Source organism: Candidatus Epulonipiscium sp. (assembly GCA_012519205.1).
In the GTDB taxonomy this organism is placed as follows: Bacteria; Bacillota; Clostridia; order Lachnospirales; family Defluviitaleaceae; genus JAAYQR01.
In genome coordinates this window covers 1-20,544 of record JAAYQR010000014.1, presented here as the reverse complement: position 1 = coordinate 20,544, position 20,544 = coordinate 1, and the positions used below count along the sequence as shown (strand labels likewise).

Genomic DNA, 20,544 nt, shown 5'->3' with positions numbered 1-20,544 from the left:
GATATTAACTTATTTGGGTTGGTATTATCCACTATTGCCTCGATGATAATCATGTTTAGCATCCAATTTTTCCATATAATCGTAGACTACTCTAGGGCTGAAAGAGTAGAGTTTGAAGACGAGGAAAACTATTACTACGTAAAAATTATACCTAAGATTAACTTAGAAAAGCCAAAAAGAGAAATAAAAAGGATTGTTCAAGATTAAGTGTAAAATTATTATCATAGGAAGACTTTTAAAGGAAGCAGACATGATAAATTAATAAAAAAATATGCAAATAACTCCATCTTAATTTTTAGGTGGAGTTATTTGTAAATATTTATTAGGGTGATTGTATGGACTTTACAGCTAAATACTTTGAAAATATATGGATAACCCCGCCAAAGGATAGAATACTTTATAGGCTGGGATATAAAAAAGGAAAGACCGTATTGGATAAAAATGCAATGGATGAAATAGAAGAAATAATTTGGGAGGGAGTAAGTCTTTGCCATCCCAAGGGGGCATTTATGATAATGCCAATAACCAAAAGAACTGAAGAAACCGTAACGATAGGAAAACATTTAGTAGAGAGTAGGAATTTAGCCAAGCTCCTAATAAAAAGTGACTATGTTACCCTTATGGCTTCTACCATAGGGGGCGGAATTATAGATAGAATAAACGAGGAAATACAAAAAGAAAATTCAATAAAAGCTATAATATTTGATTCCACAGCTTCGCAAATGGCAGATAAAACAGCTGCATGGATAATGGATTTTGTAAATAGCACTATTAGAAAAGAAGCAAAGCAGCTTACAACCTTTAGGTATAGTCCGGGATATGGGGACCTAGACTTAAAATACCAAAAGATATTTTTTAAAGAACTAAAACTAGAAAAATTTGATATGAGTTTAACGAAAAAATATATGATGGCGCCAGAAAAATCAGTGACTGCTATATGCGGAGTGGAAAATAGAGTGGGGGAAAAAGAAAATGACTAGACTGAAATTTAATGAAATGCTTAAGGACAATATACTCATTTTAGACGGGGCAACAGGAACGGAATTACAAAAAAGAGGCATGCCTAAGGGAGCTTGCCCAGAGGAGTGGATACTAAAAAATCCTAATGCCATCATAGAAATTCAAAGAGCATATAAAAATGCAGGCTCAGATATAGTTTATGCCCCTACCTTTGGGGCTAATAGGTGGAAACTTAAGTCTTTTGGCTTGGAAAACAAGGTAGAAGAAATAAATATAAATTTAGTTAAACTATCAAGAAAAGCTGTTGGGAATGAGGTATTGGTTGCAGGAAATCTTTCTCCTACAGGGGAATTTATAAAGCCCTTTGGTGAAAAATCCTTTGAAGAAACTGTAGATGTATATAAAGAACAGGTTCATGCTTTAGTAAAAGCAGGGGTAGATTTGTTTGTGATAGAAACCATGATAGATATTCAAGAGGCAAGGGCAGCCCTTTTAGCAGTAAAAGAAATCAGTAATCTCCCTATCATGGTAAGTATGACCTTTGGTGAAGATGGTAAAACCCTAACAGGTACTAACCCAATAACAGCTGTAATTACTCTTCAATCATTAGGGGCCGATGCCATTGGTTGTAATTGTTCTACAGGACCTAAGGATATGATATCTATAGTTAATGAAATGAAGAATGTATCATGCATACCTATTTTTGTAAAACCCAATGCAGGATTGCCAATATTAAAAGACGGTCAATGTTTTTATGATTTAGATGCAGAGGGATTTGCAAACTTCATAGAGGACTTTGCAAGGGTGGGTATAAATCTCATAGGGGGTTGCTGTGGCACAACAGATGAGTACATTAGGCTATTAAGCAAAAGGACCAAAAAATATACCCCAAAACCATGGTTGGATAAGAGAAAAAGTGCAGTCACCTCTGTTAGAAAGACTGTTTTCATGGGAGAAGAAACACCCCTTACGGTAGTAGGAGAAAGGATTAACCCCACGGGAAAAAAAGAACTACAGCAGGAATTATTAGAAGGAAAATTAGCAGAGATAAGAAAATTTGCTTTAGAACAACAACAAAAAGGTGCTAATATGTTAGATGTTAATGTGGGGATGCCAGGGATTGACGAAAAAGAGGTGATGGTTAAGGTAGTAGAAAGCTTATCAACTATAAGTGAACTGCCTTTATGTATAGATTCATCAAATTCAGAGGTTATAGAAGCTGCTCTTAGGATTTATCCAGGGCGTGCTCTTCTAAATTCCATATCGGGAGAAGAAAAGAAATTAAAAGAACTCTTACCTATTGCGGCTAAATATGGTGCTATGTTCATAGCTCTTCCCCTAAATGATAAGGAAGTTCCAAGCACAGCAGAAAAAAGAATAGAAATTATAAATAGGATTCTAAAAGAAGCAAAAGGTATAGGCTATGGACCAGAGGATATGGTGGTAGATGGTCTTGTTATGACTGTTTCCTCAGACCAAAAGGCTTCCATAGAAACATTGAAAGTAGTAGAATATGTATCATCTATTTTAAAAAGTTCAACTATATTGGGGTTATCAAATATATCCTTTGGACTTCCAGAAAGAAGCTGGCTTAACTCAGCTTTTTTAATGATGGCTATGGCAAAAGGTCTTAACATGGCAATATTAAATCCTAGCAGTGAAAATATAATGGAGTTAAAAAAAGCAGGGGATATATTAACAGACAGGGATAAAAATTGCAAAAATTATATAGATTACTTTGGAAATTCCAAAGAGAAACCTATAAATAAAATATCAAAGGAAGAAAATACCCGGGATAAAATATATAACTCTGTATTAAAGGGAGAAAAAGAAGAAATTATAGGATATATCAAAAATGCCTTCGAGGAAGGATTAACCCCTTTTAATATAGTGGATGAAATATTAATACCTGCAATCAATAAAGTGGGAGAATTATATGATAAAAAAGAGTACTTTCTTCCCCAGCTTATTTTAAGCGCGGAATCTATGAAAAAAGGTTTTGACTATCTGGAACCTTATTTACTTAAAGAAGATAAAAGGAAAGAAAAGACTAAAGTAATGATAGCAACAGTAAAAGGAGATATCCACGATATAGGGAAAAACATAGTGGGATTGATGCTTAAAAATTATGGATTTGAAGTAATAGATTTGGGTAAGGATGTTAAGAAAGAAGATATAATTGAAGAAATTAAAAGAACTAAAGCCCCCATAGTGGGGTTATCAGCCCTTATGACTACTACCATGGGTGAAATGAAAAAAGTAATAAATGAAGCTAAAAATGAGAAGCTTTCCACCAAATTTATGATAGGTGGGGCAGTAATAACAAAGGAATATAGTGATGAAATAGGGGCTGATGGATATGCTAAAGATGCTATAGAAGCCGTAAGATTGGCTCGGAAATTAGCAGAAACAGATATATAGGGATAACTTTTTATACCTGCATTAATTAATTCCGGGTAAATCCTTATCATCTTCTCGATTTCTTAAATGATTTTTAATCTTGATGACACCTTCAATATTAGCAATTAAATCCCCTGCCATTTCAACTTCATAGCGATGATCCACCATTCCTTCTATGGTTACAATGCCCCTATCAACATTAGGGATAATAGAATGTCTTGATAAATCGGAATCATTTAAGGCTTCTGCAATTATACTTTTTAATATATTATTATCATATATGTTGGCAGAAGTTTCTATATTTAGATTACTGGCAACGTCCTTAAGGCCAGTAGTCTGCCTTGCTACTTCAAGAGCCTTTATTTCATCAGAAAGAGTTCTTACACTACCTATTAAAGTCCCAGAACCCCCCTCAACTTTAATTCCTACATTTTCAACTCTATCAGCAAATTCACAATGGCGAAGGTTATCCACTGTTTGTTCCTGAAGCTGCTTGTCAGTTATACTTCCGTTCATGGCAATTGTTAAGTTATTTTCAAAGCGAATATTAGGCACATAATTTTGAACAACCTTACCTGCTTGGATTTTATCTGTTAAACAATCAACAAAACCTGTTAAATAAACAGTTCCATCAGTAAGATGAACATTTAAGTCAATAATTTGATGTTTAAGACTGTCCCTTAGGCTATCTTCTAACTGCTGAATTAATGCATCGTCTTTATTCATATAAATCTCCTTTCAATACCTTTGTTTCTAAAAATAGTATTTCTAAAAGATGGGGGTTTTATGCTACAGAAAAATATATAATTATAACAGATATAATAATGTGGAAATAAAGTCGAAGCCTATAACAATATGTATAATTTACCATAATAAAATAAATAACAAATAAATTAACAAAACCACAGGAAACATGATATAATTAAAAATAACAATATAATAAGAGGAGTAATTGGTTTGAACTCTTTAAAAGATATCTTATCACAACTTAAATTATCGATTATGAATGTTCCACATATTCGCATTGTGGATATTATTGACATACTTATTGTTGCATATCTTATTTATAAAATAATTACATGGATTAAAGATACCAGAGCATGGGCTCTTTTTAAAGGGCTTGTTGTTATTTTTGCTGTTGCAATCATAGCTTATGTATTCCACTTAAACACGGTATGGTGGATACTATCTAATACCATATCCGTAGGGATTATTGCTGTATTTGTGGTATTTCAGCCAGAATTTAGAAGGGCCTTAGAACAATTAGGAAGAGGACATTTATTTTCATCATTTATGATTTTTGATGAACAAAGGGATAAAGATGAGAATCTTTCTGATACTACAATAGAAGCAATAGTCAAGGCCATAGAACATATGTCTAACTATAAAACAGGAGCCCTTATTGTAATTGAAAAAAATGTAAAGCTTGGAGATTATGAAAGAACGGGTATTACGGTTGACGCCATGGTGACAGCACAACTTCTTATTAATATCTTTGAAAATAATACTCCTCTTCATGATGGAGCAGTTATTATAAAAAACAATAGGATATCTGCGGCCACCTGTTATCTTCCTCTAACCGATAGTCTAGAAATAAGTAAAGAATTAGGAACAAGGCATAGGGCGGCTTTAGGAGTTAGCGAGGTTTCAGATGCCATAACGATTGTTGTATCCGAAGAAACGGGAACCATATCTGTAACTCAATCGGGTTCCTTAACGAGGAATGTAAAGGGAGAATTCATAAGAACTCTGCTTGTGGATACTCCAGGTAGAAAAATTGAAAAGAAAAAACTTGTATTATGGAAGGGTCGACACAAGCATGAATGATTTTTTTGGGAAAAACCTAGGTTGGAAGATTTTTTCTCTTGTTATTGCCATAGGGTTATGGTTTATAGTGATTAATATTAAAAACCCAGAGGAAACCATGACTTTCACTATTCCAGTTGAAATTCAAAACATGGATAAATTAACATCAAGATATGATATAGTCATATCTAATTTGGATGAAATTGAAAACAAAACTATTTCATTAAATATAAGAGGAACAAGGTTAACCCTTGAAAAATTAAAAAACAATAGAAGATATCTAGACGTCATTAAGGCTACGGCTAACCTAGAATTATTCAGACATACCAAGGCTACAGAAGTAAATAAAATTCCTATCGAGATTACTTTTTCCGATGAATATAGAGGATTAATTTTTGAAGAAAGAAACCAGATTAGATATTTAGACGTAGTCCTTGAAAACAAAAAAACTATTACAAAACCAATTCAAGTAGAAACCATAGGACAAATCGAAGAGGGATATGTGGTATTAGAGCCTAAACTAAACCCTGGTGAAGTAATTTTAACAGGAGCCCAGTCCCTTATAAATAAAGTGGATATAGTAAAAGTTATAGTGGATGTTAGTGATATTACAAATAATCAAAAGGTAGCACAAGCTGAGCCTAAGGTATATGATAAACAAGGTAAAGAAATAAAGGATATCGAAAAAAACATAGATATCATAGAGGTAAATATTGGAGTGGGTAAAAAGCGAAAGGTGTCCCTCATTCCACAGATTCAAGGGACTTATGCCGAGAACTATATTTCTACTGGTATAAAGATAGAACCAGAGGAAATAGTAATAGTAGGAAGCAAGGAAATTGTTGATGGTTTAACTCAAGTTCAGCTTTCAACGATTATATTTGAGGATTTAGACGAAACAACAACATTTAAGCCTGATATTATCCTTCCGCCTGGGGTTAGGAGATGGGATAGTTCAGAGAATAAAGTATCCGTAACCATAGAAATAAAAAAACAAATAGTAAGGGAATTTAAGATTCCTACATCAAAATTAACCCTTAGAACTGATAAGCAGTTCAAGTATATTTCGAAAGAAGTAACCCTATACCTCCAGGGTATTGAAAGTGAAGTACAAAGAATAACCGTAAATATGCTTCTAGGCAGTATTGATGTTTCGGGACTTAAGGAAGGCAGACATAAAGTTCCCATAGCCTTTAATATTCCTAAAAATATTAAACAAGTAGGGGAATCACCGGTAGTAGAAATTGAGTTAATTGAATCTGCTGAAGAGCAAGAACCGGATGAAGAGGAACAACCGGAACAGGGGGATGCACCTTGATTAATCGAGGTGCATCTTTTGAGTATAAAAGTTGTTGTTGTATTAATGGAATGTTATAATAGGTGGTATTAAAATATAAAAGAAGGTGACTAAAATGGGAAGATTGTTTGGAACCGATGGGGTTCGGGGAGTGGCAAATACTGAACTTACAGTTGAATTAGCATATAGATTAGGTCAGGCGGGAGCCCATGTACTTACAAAAGAAACTAAGCATCAGCCTAGTATTTTGGTTGGACGAGATACGAGAATATCAGGGAGTATGTTAGAAGCAGCCTTGGTTTCCGGGATTTGTTCTGTAGGGGCAAAAGCTATAACCGTAGGAATAATACCTACTCCTGCCATAGCACATCTTACAAGGCAATATAAAGCTGATGCAGGGGTTGTTATTTCTGCCTCCCACAATCCGGTAAAATATAATGGTATTAAATTTTTTAATAGCGATGGATACAAACTAAGAGATGACCTTGAAGAAGAAATAGAGGGTATCATATTGGACAATATAGAGAACCTTCCAACCCCCATAGGGGAAGAAGTAGGCACTGTTAAAGAAAACCCTGAAGCACTAGATGAATACCTACAATTTTTAAAATCTAGTATTGATGTAAATCTTGAAGGACTTAAAGTAGTACTTGATTGTGCTAATGGGGCTGCCTATGAGGCAGGACCTAAGGTGCTCAAAGATTTGGGGGCAGAATTAATTGTGATAAGCAATAAACCTGATGGGTGCAATATAAATAAAAACTGTGGCTCAACTCATATGGAGAGCTTACAAGAAACCGTAAAACAAAAGAAAGCTGATATAGGTATTGCTTTTGATGGGGATGCAGACAGATGTCTTGCAGTAGATGAAAAAGGGAATATTGTAGATGGAGACCAGATTATGGCAATATGTGGTCTTCAAATGAAAAAAGAAAATATTTTAAAGGACAACACTATAGTAGCAACTGTTATGAGTAATCTAGGACTTTTTATAATGGCGGATAAAAACAATCTAACCATTGAAAAAACAAAAGTTGGGGACAGGTATGTTTTGGAGGAGATGTTAAAGAAAGACTATAAGTTGGGAGGAGAACAATCAGGACATATTATTTTCTTAGACTATAATACAACTGGAGATGGCATACTCACAGCCCTTAAACTCTTATCGGTAATTAAAAAAACCAATAAGAGGCTTTCAGAATTAACTAGAGTTATGGAGGTTTTACCACAAGTTCTGGTAAATGCTAAAGTTCCCAATGATAAGAAGGATGCTTATCTAAGTAATGAAAAAATAAAAAATGCTATAGATGAGTTAGAAAAAAAGTTTGCAGGTGAAGGAAGAATACTTATCCGTCCCTCAGGAACAGAGCCCTTAGTTAGAGTAATGATAGAGGGAAAAGATGAAAAGGTACTACAAAAAGAGGCAGAAGAACTAGCAAACTTAATTACAAGGGAACTAGATAAAAATAGCTAAAGTTCTATTAGGGGGGGCGAAATGAACGATTCGAAAATCTTTGGTTTACCTAGCCATATAGGTAGGTGGATTTTTATTCCTTTTGGAACTCTTATATTTTTATGCATGGGGACAATATATTCATGGAGCATATTTAAAAAGCCTATGGAGGAATTATTCAATATAAATGCTACACAGAGTGGTCTACCTTACATGGTATTTTTAATATTTTATACTCTTGCTATGGCGTTAACGGGACAAATTATTGAGAGAATTGGACCAAAGCTAATTATTGTATTGGGAGGGATATTAGTTGGGCAAGGATGGATATTATCTTCCTACACTCAAAATATCTATCAGATAATAATTACCTATGGTGTTATTGCAGGTTCAGGGGTTGGAATCGTGTATGGGGCTCCTATGTTGGTGATAACAAAATGGTTTAGAGATAAAAAGGGTCTGGCCCTTGGGTGGGTTCTAATGGGCTTTGGGCTTTCGCCCTTTATAACAGCTCCTTTAGCTAGATATTTTATAGAACAGTATGGGCTTATGGAGAGTTTTAGATATTTAGGGATAGTATTTTTAATCATTATCCCAACCTTAGGATTGGGTTTTAGGTTGCCTGAGGGAGGAGAAAATCTACCTAAAAACTTGAATAATCCCGAAGATTTATCACAAGAAATAGGAGCAAAAGAGTTGTTTAAAAATCCATCATTCTATAGTCTATGGATTTGTTTTACCCTTGGAACATTTATAGGGCTTATGATAGTAGGTATTACAAGTCCTATAGGGGAGGAAATAATAAGGTTAAATCCCAGTAGAGCAGCGACATTTATGTCCATTTTTGCAATATTCAATGCTCTGGGACGACCTTTTTTTGGATGGTTTACAGATAAGATAAATCCAAAAAACAGTGCGTTATTATCATTTAGTCTTATGCTATTATCCTCAATACCAATGCTTTTTGCAAAAGAGGATAGTATCTTAATATATATAGTATCCTTTTCAATTTTTTGGATGAACCTAGGAGGATGGTTAGCCATAGCACCAGCTGCTACGGCTTTGTTTTTTGGAGATAGATATTATAGTATAAACTATGGCATTGTATTTACTGCCTATGGTATAGGGGCGGTTCTTGGAACTTTGTTATCAGGGATGCTTAAGAGTACCTTTGGAAGTTATAGATATGTTTTTTATCCTATAATATTTATATCACTTATAGGAGTGGCAACTTCTAGAAAATTAGTGAAAAATGATATTTGACAGAAATACAATGTAGACATAAAATGTTATTAGCATATGCTAATAACAAAAAAGAGGTGTTTAAAATGACTAACTGTGAAACTTGTCCTACAAAGGAAAGCTGTAAAACAAAGGAAGGTTGCCTCATAGAAAATAATCCCAACAATCATGTAAAAAGAATAATCGGGGTTATGAGTGGGAAGGGCGGAGTGGGAAAATCGACAGTATCCGCTCTTATAGCAGAAACATTGAATAAAAAAGGTTATGCTGTGGGTGTTTTAGATGCTGATATTACAGGTCCAAGTATACCAAGATTCTTAAAAGTAAAAGATAAAAGGGCGATGCAAAGCCAGGAGGGAATAATACCTGTTACTAATGAAAATGGAATAAAGGTAATGTCCTTAAATTTATTAATGGATAATGAAGAACAGCCTGTTATATGGCGTGGACCCCTAGTAGGAAATATGGTAAAGCAGTTTTGGACAGATGTTTTGTGGGGTGAACTTGATTATCTCATGATTGATATGCCGCCGGGGACAGGCGATGTTGCCTTAACAGCAATGCAATCCATACCTATTAATGGAATTGTGATGGTATCAATTCCACAGGATTTAGTGTCTATGATAGTAGCAAAGGCGGTAAATATGGTTAAAAGGATGGACATTAAGACCATAGGAGTCATTGAAAATATGAGTTATGTTTTATGTCCAGATTGTAATAAGCAAATTAGGATATTTGATAATGAAAATACAGAAGAATTCTTAGATAAACTAGGTTTAAAACTTCTTGGGGAACTACCCATGACTAGGGAAATAGCAGATGTAACAAGGGAAAAAACAGCAATAGATTCAACCATTGATGAGACTATAAAGTATATTACTGAAGAGATTATTAATTCAGTAAATAACTAATGGATGGAGAAATTTAATGGCAAGACCGATAAAATGCAGAAAAATTGAGTTTTTCCTTGAGAGTAGACATTTTATGCCCATAGAAAAAGAAAACCACGGGATAGGAAAAGTCGTTCTCAAGTTAGAGGAATTAGAAGCTATGAGATTAAAAGATATTGAAGGATTAAGTCAAGAAGAGAGTGCCATTAAAATGAATATTTCTAGGCAGACTTTTCAAAATATCATAGATAGTGCAAGGAAAAAGATAGCTATAGCACTGACAGAGGGCAGGAGTATACATATAAGAGGAGGTAATTATACCTTTGGTTCATGTATTGTAAGATGCTTAAGTTGCGGTGAAATTTATAGTGTTGAGTATGAAAGGAATGAACATAATTGCCCCTCCTGTAACTCAAGTAAAATAATTTGTAAAAAAAGGAATAGATTTTGTGAGAACTTAAACAGTGATTGATATATTACAGGAATATAGATATAATAGTAATGTATTATCTTGTTAGGTGAGGTTACTGCAAAGATATACGCTACTACCCAGAAATGTCCAAAGACGCCAACGGGTTAGCAGGTACTATCGAATTAAGGTTTTACCTAATGTAGCTAGGATTACCCAAAGCTTTGCAGAGCTAAAACTCAACGAGTAGGGTATAGTTAATAAGATTATGATTTTAACTCTCTACCCAATTTAGTAGGGGGTTTTTTATTTGGGGGTGGTTATTGTGGATTTAGACGAGGTTCCTAATTATTTTAGAAGAACAGTAAATACTATATCTAGAGCCGCAAAACCAACCTTTTTATGGCTCATTTAAGGAGGTCACAAAGTGAAAGAAAAATTTATGGGATTACTAGAACAAAATAAATTAGGACAGCTAAGACAAGAAATCGTAAACATGAATACTGTTGATATTGCACAGTTGTTGGAAGAACTAGATAAAAAGTATCTTTTGATTGTATTTAGAATTTTACCAAAAGAAATATCAGCAGATGTTTTTTCCTATGTATCCTATGATGAGCAAAGATATATCATAGAGTCGATTACAGATAAGGAAGCAGAACATATTATAAGCGAGTTATTTCTTGATGATACAATTGATTTTTTAGAAGAGATGCCCTCGAATGTCGTTAAAAAGGTTCTAAAAAACACAGATGAGGAAACACGAAGACTTATTAATCAATTTTTGCAGTACCCGGATGAATCGGCGGGAAGTATAATGACTATCGAATATGTAGACCTAAAAAAAGAAATGACCATAAAAGAGGCCCTAGACCATATTAAAAAAACAGGGGTAGATAAGGAAACCATAGATACCTGTTATGTCATAGGAAAAAACAGGATACTTGAAGGTACTATAAGTATTAGAAAAATTATTCTAAGCGATGAGATGCAGTTGATTAAGGACGTAATGAGTACAGATGTAATATATGCAAAGACCTTTGATGACCAAGAAACCATTGCGGATATCTTTAAAAAATATGATTTTATATCCATGCCTATTGTAGATAAGGAGAAAAGATTAGTCGGGATAGTGACAATCGATGATGTTGTGGATATAATTGAGCAGGAAAATACAGAGGACTTACAAAAGATGGCGGCTATGCAGCCTTCCGAAGAGGAATATCTAAGAACGAATGTATTTAGTTTGGCAAAGAATAGGATTATGTGGCTGCTCATACTCATGATATCTGCCACATTTACAGGAAATATAATTAGAAAGTTTGAGGATGTATTGCAATCGGTTGTTGTATTGGCATCGTTTATCCCAATGCTTATGGATACGGGAGGAAATGCCGGCTCTCAGTCTTCAACCTTGATTATTAGAGGATTGGCATTAGGAGAGATAGAACTAAAAGACATCCTAAAGGTATTGTGGAAAGAATTTAGGGTTAGCTTAATCGTAGCTGTGGTATTATCAGTAGTAAATTTCTTAAGGGTTTATTATCTTGAAGGGGCAGAATTTGCTATATCAGTAACCGTATGCCTAAGTCTTTTTGCTACGGTGATCCTAGCAAAAGTGGTTGGAGGAGTATTGCCTATAATCGCTAAAAAGTTAAAGTTAGACCCTGCAATAATGGCGGGTCCCTTAATAACCACGATTGTAGATGCCCTTGCTCTTTTACTATACTTTGCCATGGCAACTACCTTTTTAAATATTTAAATTTTTTGGAGGTTTTATGGAAACTAGAGTTGCTATTATAGGAATAATTGTAGAAAGCAGTGAATCTGTTGAAAAACTAAATAATATTCTTCATGATTATGGTCGATATATTATTGGAAGAATGGGTTTACCTTACCGTGAAAAAAACATTAATATTATAAGCATTGCAATTGATGCACCACAGGATATAGTCAGTGCCCTTTCCGGAAAGCTAGGTAGGCTTTCCGGAATCAGTACAAAGACTGCATACTCAAAGATATCATATAAAATAGAATAATAGTTTAAAACTATTAAATAAAACTAACGGGAAAGAATAATCTGACCCGGAAGGAGGAATTAAATGTATAATCCAAAATCACCAAAAGCAGAAGAATTTATTTCTCATGAAGAAATCCTTGACACCCTTGAGTACGCTGACAAGAACAAAAACAATGTAGAGTTTATTGACAAAATCCTCGAAAAGGCAAAACTTAGAAAAGGTCTAAGCTATAGAGAGGCCTTGGTTTTACTTGATTGTGAAATCGAAGAAAAAAATCAGGAGATTTATGCCCTAGCGGAACAAATTAAAAAGGACTTTTATGGCAATCGTATTGTTATGTTTGCCCCTTTATACCTTTCCAATTACTGCATAAATGGCTGTGTATACTGCCCCTATCATATGAAAAACAAGCATATAGCAAGGAAGAAAATGACCCAGGAAGAGATTCGAAAAGAAGTAATTGCCCTACAGGATATGGGGCATAAGCGCCTTGCTATAGAATCAGGAGAAGACCCCGTCAACAATCCTATCGAATATATTTTAGAATCTATTGATACCATCTATAGTATAAAACATAAAAACGGTGCCATAAGACGGGTTAACGTTAATATTGCGGCAACCACCGTTGAAAACTATAAAAGGCTGCATGAAGCGGGTATTGGTACATACATCCTTTTCCAAGAAACATATCATAAGAAGAGCTATGAAAAACTTCACCCTACAGGTCCAAAACATGATTATGCCTACCATACCGAAGCAATGGACAGAGCCATGAAAGGAGGCATAGATGATGTGGGGCTAGGGGTATTATTTGGTCTTGAATTATATCGGTACGAATTTGCCGGCCTACTCATGCATGCAGAACATCTAGAGGCTACTTTTGGAGTAGGCCCCCATACCATCAGTGTGCCGAGGATTCGAAAGGCCGATGATATTGACCCTAGTGCCTTTAACAATGGGATAAGTGATGATATATTTGCTAAAATAGTAGCATGCATTCGTATTGCAGTGCCCTATACAGGAATCATCGTATCCACCAGGGAAAGTAAAGCTTGTAGAGAACGGGTATTGCATCTAGGAGTTTCCCAAATCAGCGGTGGTTCTAAAACCAGTGTTGGGGGTTATTCAGATACTGAGATAGAGGATGAGGGTACTGAACAATTCGATACTAGTGATAAAAGAACTTTAGATGAGGTTGTCAAATGGTTGATAGAGTTAGGATATATCCCAAGCTTTTGTACTGCCTGCTATAGGGAAGGTAGAACAGGGGATAGATTTATGAGTCTAATAAAAAGCGGACAAATTCAAAACTGCTGCCATCCTAATGCTCTGATGACTCTTAAAGAATATGTAGAAGATTATGCCAGTCTCAAAACACAAAAAATCGGTGAAGCCTTAATTCAAAAAGAAATAGAAAATATACCAAAGGAGAAGGTAAAAAACATAGCAAGGCAAAACATTATCGATATAGAAAATGGCAGCCGTGACTTTAGATTCTAGGGGGGATGAGCATGGGACTTAATAAGACGCCATCTGCAAATAGAGTTCATATCGGGTTTTTTGGAAGAAGAAACGTAGGCAAATCTAGTATCGTTAATGCCATTATAGGGCAGGACCTTGCTGTTGTCTCCAATATAAAAGGGACCACCACGGACCCCATCTATAAATCTATGGAACTTTTACCCCTAGGTCCTGTGATGATTATCGATACCCCTGGAATCGATGATGAAGGGGAACTAGGAGAACTACGAATAAAAAAGACCCATCAGGTTCTTAATAAAATTGATATTGCAATACTTGTGATTGATGCTACACTGGGTAAGGCTTCAGAAGATAAAGAATTAATCACCTTATTTGAAAAAAGGGATATTAATTATATTGTAGTTTATAATAAATCCGATTTGGTAGCTGAAAAGATATCAGGAAATGATAAGGAAATCTACGTTAGCGCTATAACCAAATACAATATTGAAAGCCTAAAAGGAAAAATCGCCAATATAGAATCAACACGGGGATCAGACCGCAGAATTGTTCAGGACCTCATTAGCCCCTCGGATTTTGTTGTCCTAGTAACACCCATAGATAAGGCCGCTCCTAAGGGACGGCTTATACTACCACAGCAGCAAACCATCCGTGATATTCTAGATGCTAATGCTATAGCCATTGTAGTAAAGGAAACCGAACTAAAGGAAACCTTAAGAAACTTGGGGAAAAAGCCAAGGCTGGTGATTACCGACAGTCAGGTATTTAATAAGGTATCCTATGATACCCCAAAAGATATCCCCCTAACTTCTTTTTCCATTCTTTTTGCAAGATATAAGGGTAGTCTGGAATCTGCAGTAAGGGGAGCAAAAACATTAGAATCCCTAAAAAATGATGATGCTATCCTTATCTCTGAGGGCTGTACCCACCATAGACAATGCGAAGATATCGGCACAGTAAAACTTCCGGACTGGATTAGAGATTACACGAAGAAACAACTTGATTACCAGTTTACATCGGGGACGCAGTTCCCCGAGGATTTATCCAAATACAAGCTTATTATCCACTGCGGTGGCTGTATGTTAAATGAAAGAGAGATGAAATATCGAATAAAATCTGCCCAAGATCAAAATATACCCATAACCAATTATGGTATACTAATAGCCCATATGGAGGGAATTTTAGAAAGAAGCATAGAAATGTTTTAATATAGTGCCTGTTTGTCTACATTTCCACATTTGTTTCAATGTGAAAGTGTTGGCTGACAGGCCTTTTAGCTTTCGAATAGTAATAGGATAATAAAAATTAATATGTTTATAATTACGATAGACAATGTATTATTGAATATTGCAAAAGTATACTATGGAATAATTGACTAAATTATTGTATCATTAATATTAAAGGGCAATCTGTAAACTAATTTATTTAAAATTCATACATAAATGAAATTTAGATGGGAGAATCAAAATGAGAATTTCTACAGGGCTAAGAATAAGAAGATTTATAAGATGGATAAAAAAGGTCTTATTAATCAGTGTAGCAACTGTTGTTGTAAGCATAGTAACCGTATTTGGCATAAATAATTATGTGCAAGTATCTGTTAAGGATAAGATTATTCCTAGTGTAGAGGATATAGATTTTAAGGCGGATTGCATACTTATTCTTGGAGCAGGTATTTGGAATAACAGTACCCCAAGCCATATGTTAGAAGATAGATTGCTACAAGGAATTGAGTTATATGATATGGGTGCATCAGATAGGTTATTAATGAGTGGAGATCATGGGAGAAAAGAATACGACGAAGTCAACGTGATGAAGAAATTTGCCATAGACTTAGGAGTACCATCGGAACATATTTTTATGGATCATGCAGGTTTTTCTACGTATGAAAGTATATATAGGGCAAGGGATATCTTTAAGGCAGAAAAGATTTTCATAGTAACTCAGGAATATCATTTATATCGTGCCCTATATGTAGCTAAAAGTTTAGGTCTTGAAGCTTATGGGGTACCTTCTGATCCAAGGCAGTACATAGGACAAGATTATAGGAATGCTCGGGAAGTGTTGGCAAGGGTAAAGGATTTCACATATGGGATTTTTAAGCCTAAACCTAAATATATAGGGGAGGTAATACCAGTAAGCGGGGACGGAAATTTGACCAACGATTAATGAGCCTAAGTTTTTTTAATCATTTTCAAATCACAGATGGTAATGGTTTTTTGATCATACAAAACCAAGCCATCTTTTTTCATTTTACCAAGCTCTCGAGATAGGGAGGTCCTTTGCACCCCTAATTTTTCAGCCAATTCCTTTTTTGTCATATTGATTTTTATCTTTGGATTATTTTGAGCGTAGTATTCATATTTTAAAAACTCGACGATAGATTCTCTTATGGTTTTCATTGAGATAGATTTTATTTTACTTGTGAGAATAGCGGTTTTATCTGAAATACAAGTCAAAAACCGGATTAAAAAATCTTGGTTATTTTGACATAATTCTAAAACCAGTTTTTTATTAATGTGTAATATGTCTACATTTGATTTTGATAGGACACTCATAGGATAATAGGGTTGTTTTGAAAATAATAGATTGCCTCCTATATTATCCCCTACCTTAAATTCGGTAACCGTCAAGACATTACCCTTTTCATCAATCTTTTGAATGATAACTTCTCCTTTTAAAATAATATCCCAATAAATACATTTTTCACTTTCAAAATGAATGATATTATTTTTCTTATGCTTGGAAATGATATATTGATTTTTTTCAAATATATTAAGAAGTTCAGAAGAAGAAAATCCGTTAAAAAGCCCCGTCAAAGTTAAAATGTTTATATAGTTTTTTATACTCATAAAATCACCTTTTATTAAATGTGTTACCATGGTAACTGTTTATATTTTGAGTTTATTATAATATAAGGTTACAAATTAAGAAAGGGGGGATTTTATGTTGGAGAAAAAGTATAACTATAGCATCATAGATGACAAAAGAATTGAAAGAATCATAGACGATGAAAATATTAATTTAAATCATATGGTGCTACCTAAGGGAGCGGCTTTGCCAGAGCATTATTCAAACTCCAATGTGTATATGATTATTGTTAGGGGAACCTTGACCATACGGTTGGATGAGGAGAAAGCTCATGAGTATCAAAGGGGTCAAATAATTAATATACCTTACAATGTAAAGATGAATGTGGGAAACAACTACGATGAAGTATTGGAATTCTTTGTAGTGAAGTCACCAAATCCGAAAAATTATAGGGGGTGATTGGGTGGATATATTTACAAAGATTTTATGGGTAATAGCAATAATAGCATTTATAACTTCTTTAATAAAAAACAAGAAAAAGACCATAGATGCTATGAAAATGTCTAGTGGTATGATGAAAAATATGGCTGGGCAGATTATTGGCATATTGTTTTTAATAGGATTGGTACTAACTTTTATTCCACCAGAAACCATAAGCAGTATGCTCGGTGGTGGAAATGTTTTATTTTCAACAGTTATTGCAGCATTAGTGGGTAGCATAACTTTAATACCTGCTTTTGTGGCATTCCCACTGGTAGGTTCCTTCGTAAACGTAGGAGCCAGCATAGTCCCGGCAGTGGCATTTTTAACCACTCTAACCATGGTAGGTATTGTAACCTTTCCTTTGGAAAGCAAGGAATTTGGTGTTAAGTTTACATTAGCCCGCAATATTCTTAGTTTTGTATTTGCCATGGGTATAGCATTAGTGATGGGGGTGATTATGTGAAGGCAGTAGGAATTATTAAAAAGAATAAATTATTAACTGCCGTAGTATTAGCATACATTTTTCTGTTTATAGTAATGCCTGATAAGGCTGATGTATCGGTAAAAAACAGTATGTATTATGTATATGAAATGCTACAAATCATGCCTGTTATTTTCATATTAACAGCTATTATAGAGGCATGGGTACCTAAAGAAGTTATTATGAATGGTTTTGGTGAAAAAGCAGGAATTAAGGGAAGTTTCTTTTCTTTTCTGCTGGGAAGTTTTTCGGCAGGTCCTATTTATGCGGCATTTCCTATAAGCAAGATGCTTCTTAAAAAAGGAGCAAGTATTGGCAATATAGTTATTATACTTAGTTCCTGGGCGGTTATAAAAATACCGATGCTTGCCAATGAGGCAAAGTTTCTAGGGCCTAAGTTTATGGGAATCCGATGGGTGTTAACTGTAATATCCATAATCATAATGGCTTGTATTGTAAGCTTATTCGTTAAAAAAGAAGATATCCCAGATGAAGAAGAAGTAGATATAAGTAAAATAACCGAGGTTAGAATTGATGAGGATTATTGTATTGGCTGTGGCTTATGTAAAAAGTTATCCCCAGAGCATTTTGAAATGGTAGATAAGAAGGCAAGATGGAAGAAAGTCAAAGTTGATGATATGGAAATAAAAAAACTAAGACCGGTTATTGAAAAGTGCCCATCTAAGGCTATAGGTTTTAAATAAGTAGGTTAATAAATGCCCCGATAATGTATGTTTTATACATTATCGGGGCATTTATTAACTAAAGTTCCTGATATATTCTTTTTCTTTTTGTTTCGAATTCTTCCTCGGAAATTTCACCACCAGCATAACGCTTTAATAAAATATCTAATGCTTCCTTTTTAGGGGAAGAAACCGCAACATTATTAATAGTAGAAACCGAAGAACGATTTCGCATTAAAAAATATATAACTGCTGCAACTATAGCAATGCATAATAAAATCATAAGAGGCATCCCGAAAGAACGGTGACCATGCATATACCTTAGTCCACGCATATTGTTGAATCCACAATTATAAAATCCCATGTTAAGCGTCTCCTATTATTTTAAGTTTAGTAAATAAATTATATAATATAAATATGAATAGTTTATGAACAATCATTTGTAGGCGCACCTTGTCTTATTTTAGATTTGACTTATGATTTATAGATTTAAATATTTAATTACAATTTTTTATATGGATATTATTATGAATTCGTATATAATATAAATATAATTACATACAAAACATATAAGAATAAGAGGATATCTATGAATTGGAATTTTTATAATATATTGAGATTATTTGATTATGATGATAAAACGAATTTGCTATTAGATGGAAAGTGGGGACTAGAAAGAGAAACCCATAGAATTCTCACCACTGGAGATATAGCCCTAACCAATCACCCAAGTGCTTTAGGAGATAAGTTAAAAAATCCTCATATAACGACGGATTTTGGGGAAAGTCAGTTGGAGTTTATTACATCCCCCCATTATCTTATAGAAGAGGCCTATGGGGAGTTAAGTGAGATTCACAAGAAAGCAGAAGATGTTCTTGAAAATGAAATCCTATGGTCTATGAGTATGCCCCCAAGACTTCCTAGGGAAGAGGAGATACCTATCTCAAAGTTTAGCAATTCAATAGAAGGGAAAACAAAAGAAGTTTATAGAAAAGGCCTAGCTTTAAGATATGGGAAAAAGATGCAAATGATATCGGGTATCCATTATAATTTTTCTTTTGGGAAGGAATTCATACAATATTTATTTGAAAACTTTGGGGGTAATACTGATAAAAGAGTATTTGCTGACAAGATATATTTTGCTATGGCGAGAAATTTTCTAAAGTATAGGTGGATTTTAATCTATCTTTTTGGGGCATCCCCTAATTTTGATGAAAGTTATGCTCCTTTAAGTGAAGGGGATTTTAATTATGCTACTTCCATAAGGGTTAGTTCCCTTGGGTATGCTAATAGCACAAAGAATAAATACAAAGTTACATATAACAACTTGGAAGGATATATAAAAGATGTGAAAAGACTATTGGCAACAAAAAGCAATTTCTTTTCAGAATTAGGAATTTACAACCTAGGGGAACAGGTACAGTTAAATGATAACATACTCCAATCAGAAGGGGAGTTATACTCCTATGTACGATTTAAACAGGTTTTACAAAAGGGCGAAACCCATATGGAAGCCCTTAGTAAGAAGGGGGTAGATTATATAGAAATTAGAATTTTAGATATCAACCCCTTTGAAAAAGTAGGAATTTCCATAGGACAATTATATTTTATGCAGGTGTTTATGCTTTATTGTTTATTTGAAAGCCCAGAGGAAATAACTGATGAAATATTAGACTTAACCGATAAAAATCATGAGATGGCTGCACTTTATGGTAAGGACTGCAATCTGCTCATGAAGGATTATAATAATCAAGAGATCACATTACAGGATTGGAGTAAGAATATATTTAGGAAACTTAGATATATTGCAGAGGCCATGGATAAGAAGGCTAAATATAAAAAATATGTAGATACAATAAATAAGGAATACGAAAAAATCATAAATCCGTCAAAAATTCTATCTTATAAAATTAGTGATGAAATGAATAAATACGGTGAAAACTTCCTTGAATTTGGTTTAAGAAGAGCCAAACTAAATACAGGGATTAAAAAGAATAAATAGGCTCTGTTAACTTAGTATGAAAGAAATGAGATCTGAAAGGCCTCTGGTAGGTTTAAAAAAGGAAAAAAACCTACAAATGGAAACGACTATGTGTAAGATAACACGAAAAAAAGATACGTGCAAG

General features: G+C 34.3%; 21 protein-coding genes. 18 read left to right on the top strand and 3 right to left on the bottom strand.

Annotation, left to right across the window (positions count from 1 at the left end):
* From GX308_04535 to GX308_04525, 3 genes are all read left to right on the top strand, one after another.
* The coding region (locus GX308_04535; GenBank protein ID NLK21340.1) for a hypothetical protein at positions 1–207 on the top strand (207 nt) is incomplete at its 5' end.
* Between the two features lie 128 nt (positions 208–335).
* Positions 336–980, top strand: a complete 645-nt coding sequence (locus GX308_04530) for a methionine synthase (protein ID NLK21339.1) — start codon at positions 336–338, stop codon at positions 978–980.
* Complete coding sequence (locus GX308_04525) at positions 973–3,381, top strand: dihydropteroate synthase (GenBank protein ID NLK21338.1); 2,409 nt, start codon at positions 973–975, stop codon at positions 3,379–3,381. The genes GX308_04530 and GX308_04525 overlap by 8 nt, the downstream gene beginning before the upstream one ends.
* A 21-nt stretch (positions 3,382–3,402) precedes the next feature.
* Here GX308_04525 and GX308_04520 read toward each other — a convergent pair whose 3' ends face one another.
* Positions 3,403–4,086, bottom strand: a complete 684-nt coding sequence (locus tag GX308_04520; GenBank protein NLK21337.1) for a BON domain-containing protein — start codon at positions 4,084–4,086, stop codon at positions 3,403–3,405.
* A 276-nt stretch (positions 4,087–4,362) separates the two neighbouring features.
* On the opposite strand from GX308_04520, the gene GX308_04515 reads away from it, so the two are divergent.
* The 11 genes from GX308_04515 (at position 4,363) to GX308_04465 (ending at position 16,129) form a co-directional block, all read left to right on the top strand.
* Complete coding sequence (locus GX308_04515; GenBank protein NLK21336.1) at positions 4,363–5,187, top strand: TIGR00159 family protein; 825 nt, start codon at positions 4,363–4,365, stop codon at positions 5,185–5,187.
* Positions 5,180–6,484, top strand: a complete 1,305-nt coding sequence (locus GX308_04510) for a hypothetical protein (protein NLK21335.1) — start codon at positions 5,180–5,182, stop codon at positions 6,482–6,484. The genes GX308_04515 and GX308_04510 overlap by 8 nt, the downstream gene beginning before the upstream one ends.
* Positions 6,485–6,578: 94 nt before the next feature.
* The gene (locus tag GX308_04505; protein NLK21334.1) at positions 6,579–7,937 is read left to right on the top strand and encodes a phosphoglucosamine mutase; all 1,359 of its coding nucleotides are present in this window, start codon (positions 6,579–6,581) and stop codon (positions 7,935–7,937) included.
* A 21-nt stretch (positions 7,938–7,958) separates the two neighbouring features.
* On the top strand, positions 7,959–9,179 hold the full coding sequence (locus GX308_04500; GenBank protein NLK21333.1) for an OFA family MFS transporter: 1,221 nt from the start codon (positions 7,959–7,961) through the stop codon (positions 9,177–9,179).
* Between the two features lie 65 nt (positions 9,180–9,244).
* Positions 9,245–10,069 (top strand): Mrp/NBP35 family ATP-binding protein, encoded by an 825-nt coding sequence (locus tag GX308_04495; protein ID NLK21332.1) that lies wholly within the window; start codon positions 9,245–9,247, stop codon positions 10,067–10,069.
* A 16-nt stretch (positions 10,070–10,085) separates the two neighbouring features.
* Positions 10,086–10,520, top strand: coding sequence for a DUF134 domain-containing protein (locus tag GX308_04490; GenBank protein NLK21331.1), 435 nt, complete (start codon positions 10,086–10,088; stop codon positions 10,518–10,520).
* Positions 10,521–10,899: 379 nt separating this feature from the next.
* On the top strand, positions 10,900–12,219 hold the full coding sequence (gene mgtE / locus GX308_04485) for a magnesium transporter (protein ID NLK21330.1): 1,320 nt from the start codon (positions 10,900–10,902) through the stop codon (positions 12,217–12,219).
* Positions 12,220–12,235: 16 nt separating this feature from the next.
* Positions 12,236–12,496 carry an iron-only hydrogenase system regulator gene (locus GX308_04480; protein NLK21329.1) on the top strand — a complete coding sequence of 87 codons (261 nt, stop codon included), beginning with the start codon at positions 12,236–12,238 and terminating at the stop codon, positions 12,494–12,496.
* Between the two features lie 63 nt (positions 12,497–12,559).
* On the top strand, positions 12,560–13,978 hold the full coding sequence (hydG, locus tag GX308_04475; GenBank protein ID NLK21328.1) for a [FeFe] hydrogenase H-cluster radical SAM maturase HydG: 1,419 nt from the start codon (positions 12,560–12,562) through the stop codon (positions 13,976–13,978).
* Between the two features lie 11 nt (positions 13,979–13,989).
* Positions 13,990–15,168, top strand: coding sequence for a [FeFe] hydrogenase H-cluster maturation GTPase HydF (gene hydF, locus GX308_04470; GenBank protein NLK21327.1), 1,179 nt, complete (start codon positions 13,990–13,992; stop codon positions 15,166–15,168).
* Between the two features lie 259 nt (positions 15,169–15,427).
* Positions 15,428–16,129: a DUF218 domain-containing protein gene (locus tag GX308_04465; GenBank protein ID NLK21326.1), complete on the top strand. Its 702-nt coding sequence runs from the start codon at positions 15,428–15,430 to the stop codon at positions 16,127–16,129.
* Positions 16,130–16,134: 5 nt separating this feature from the next.
* On the opposite strand, the gene GX308_04460 is transcribed toward GX308_04465, so the two are convergent.
* Positions 16,135–16,812, bottom strand: coding sequence for a Crp/Fnr family transcriptional regulator (locus tag GX308_04460; protein ID NLK21325.1), 678 nt, complete (start codon positions 16,810–16,812; stop codon positions 16,135–16,137).
* Between the two features lie 94 nt (positions 16,813–16,906).
* Between GX308_04460 and GX308_04455 the strand changes: the two genes are divergently transcribed.
* The 3 genes from GX308_04455 (at position 16,907) to GX308_04445 (ending at position 18,439) form a co-directional block, all read left to right on the top strand.
* On the top strand, positions 16,907–17,230 hold the full coding sequence (locus GX308_04455) for a cupin domain-containing protein (protein ID NLK21324.1): 324 nt from the start codon (positions 16,907–16,909) through the stop codon (positions 17,228–17,230).
* Positions 17,231–17,234: 4 nt separating this feature from the next.
* On the top strand, positions 17,235–17,717 hold the full coding sequence (locus GX308_04450) for a permease (protein NLK21323.1): 483 nt from the start codon (positions 17,235–17,237) through the stop codon (positions 17,715–17,717).
* 74 nt (positions 17,718–17,791) lie between these two features.
* Positions 17,792–18,439 carry a permease gene (locus GX308_04445; protein ID NLK21322.1) on the top strand — a complete coding sequence of 216 codons (648 nt, stop codon included), beginning with the start codon at positions 17,792–17,794 and terminating at the stop codon, positions 18,437–18,439.
* Between the two features lie 58 nt (positions 18,440–18,497).
* On the opposite strand, the gene GX308_04440 is transcribed toward GX308_04445, so the two are convergent.
* Positions 18,498–18,782 (bottom strand): SHOCT domain-containing protein, encoded by a 285-nt coding sequence (locus GX308_04440; GenBank protein NLK21321.1) that lies wholly within the window; start codon positions 18,780–18,782, stop codon positions 18,498–18,500.
* A 225-nt stretch (positions 18,783–19,007) separates the two neighbouring features.
* On the opposite strand from GX308_04440, the gene GX308_04435 reads away from it, so the two are divergent.
* Positions 19,008–20,420 (top strand): glutamate--cysteine ligase, encoded by a 1,413-nt coding sequence (locus tag GX308_04435; protein NLK21320.1) that lies wholly within the window; start codon positions 19,008–19,010, stop codon positions 20,418–20,420.
* Positions 20,421–20,544 lie beyond the last annotated feature (124 nt).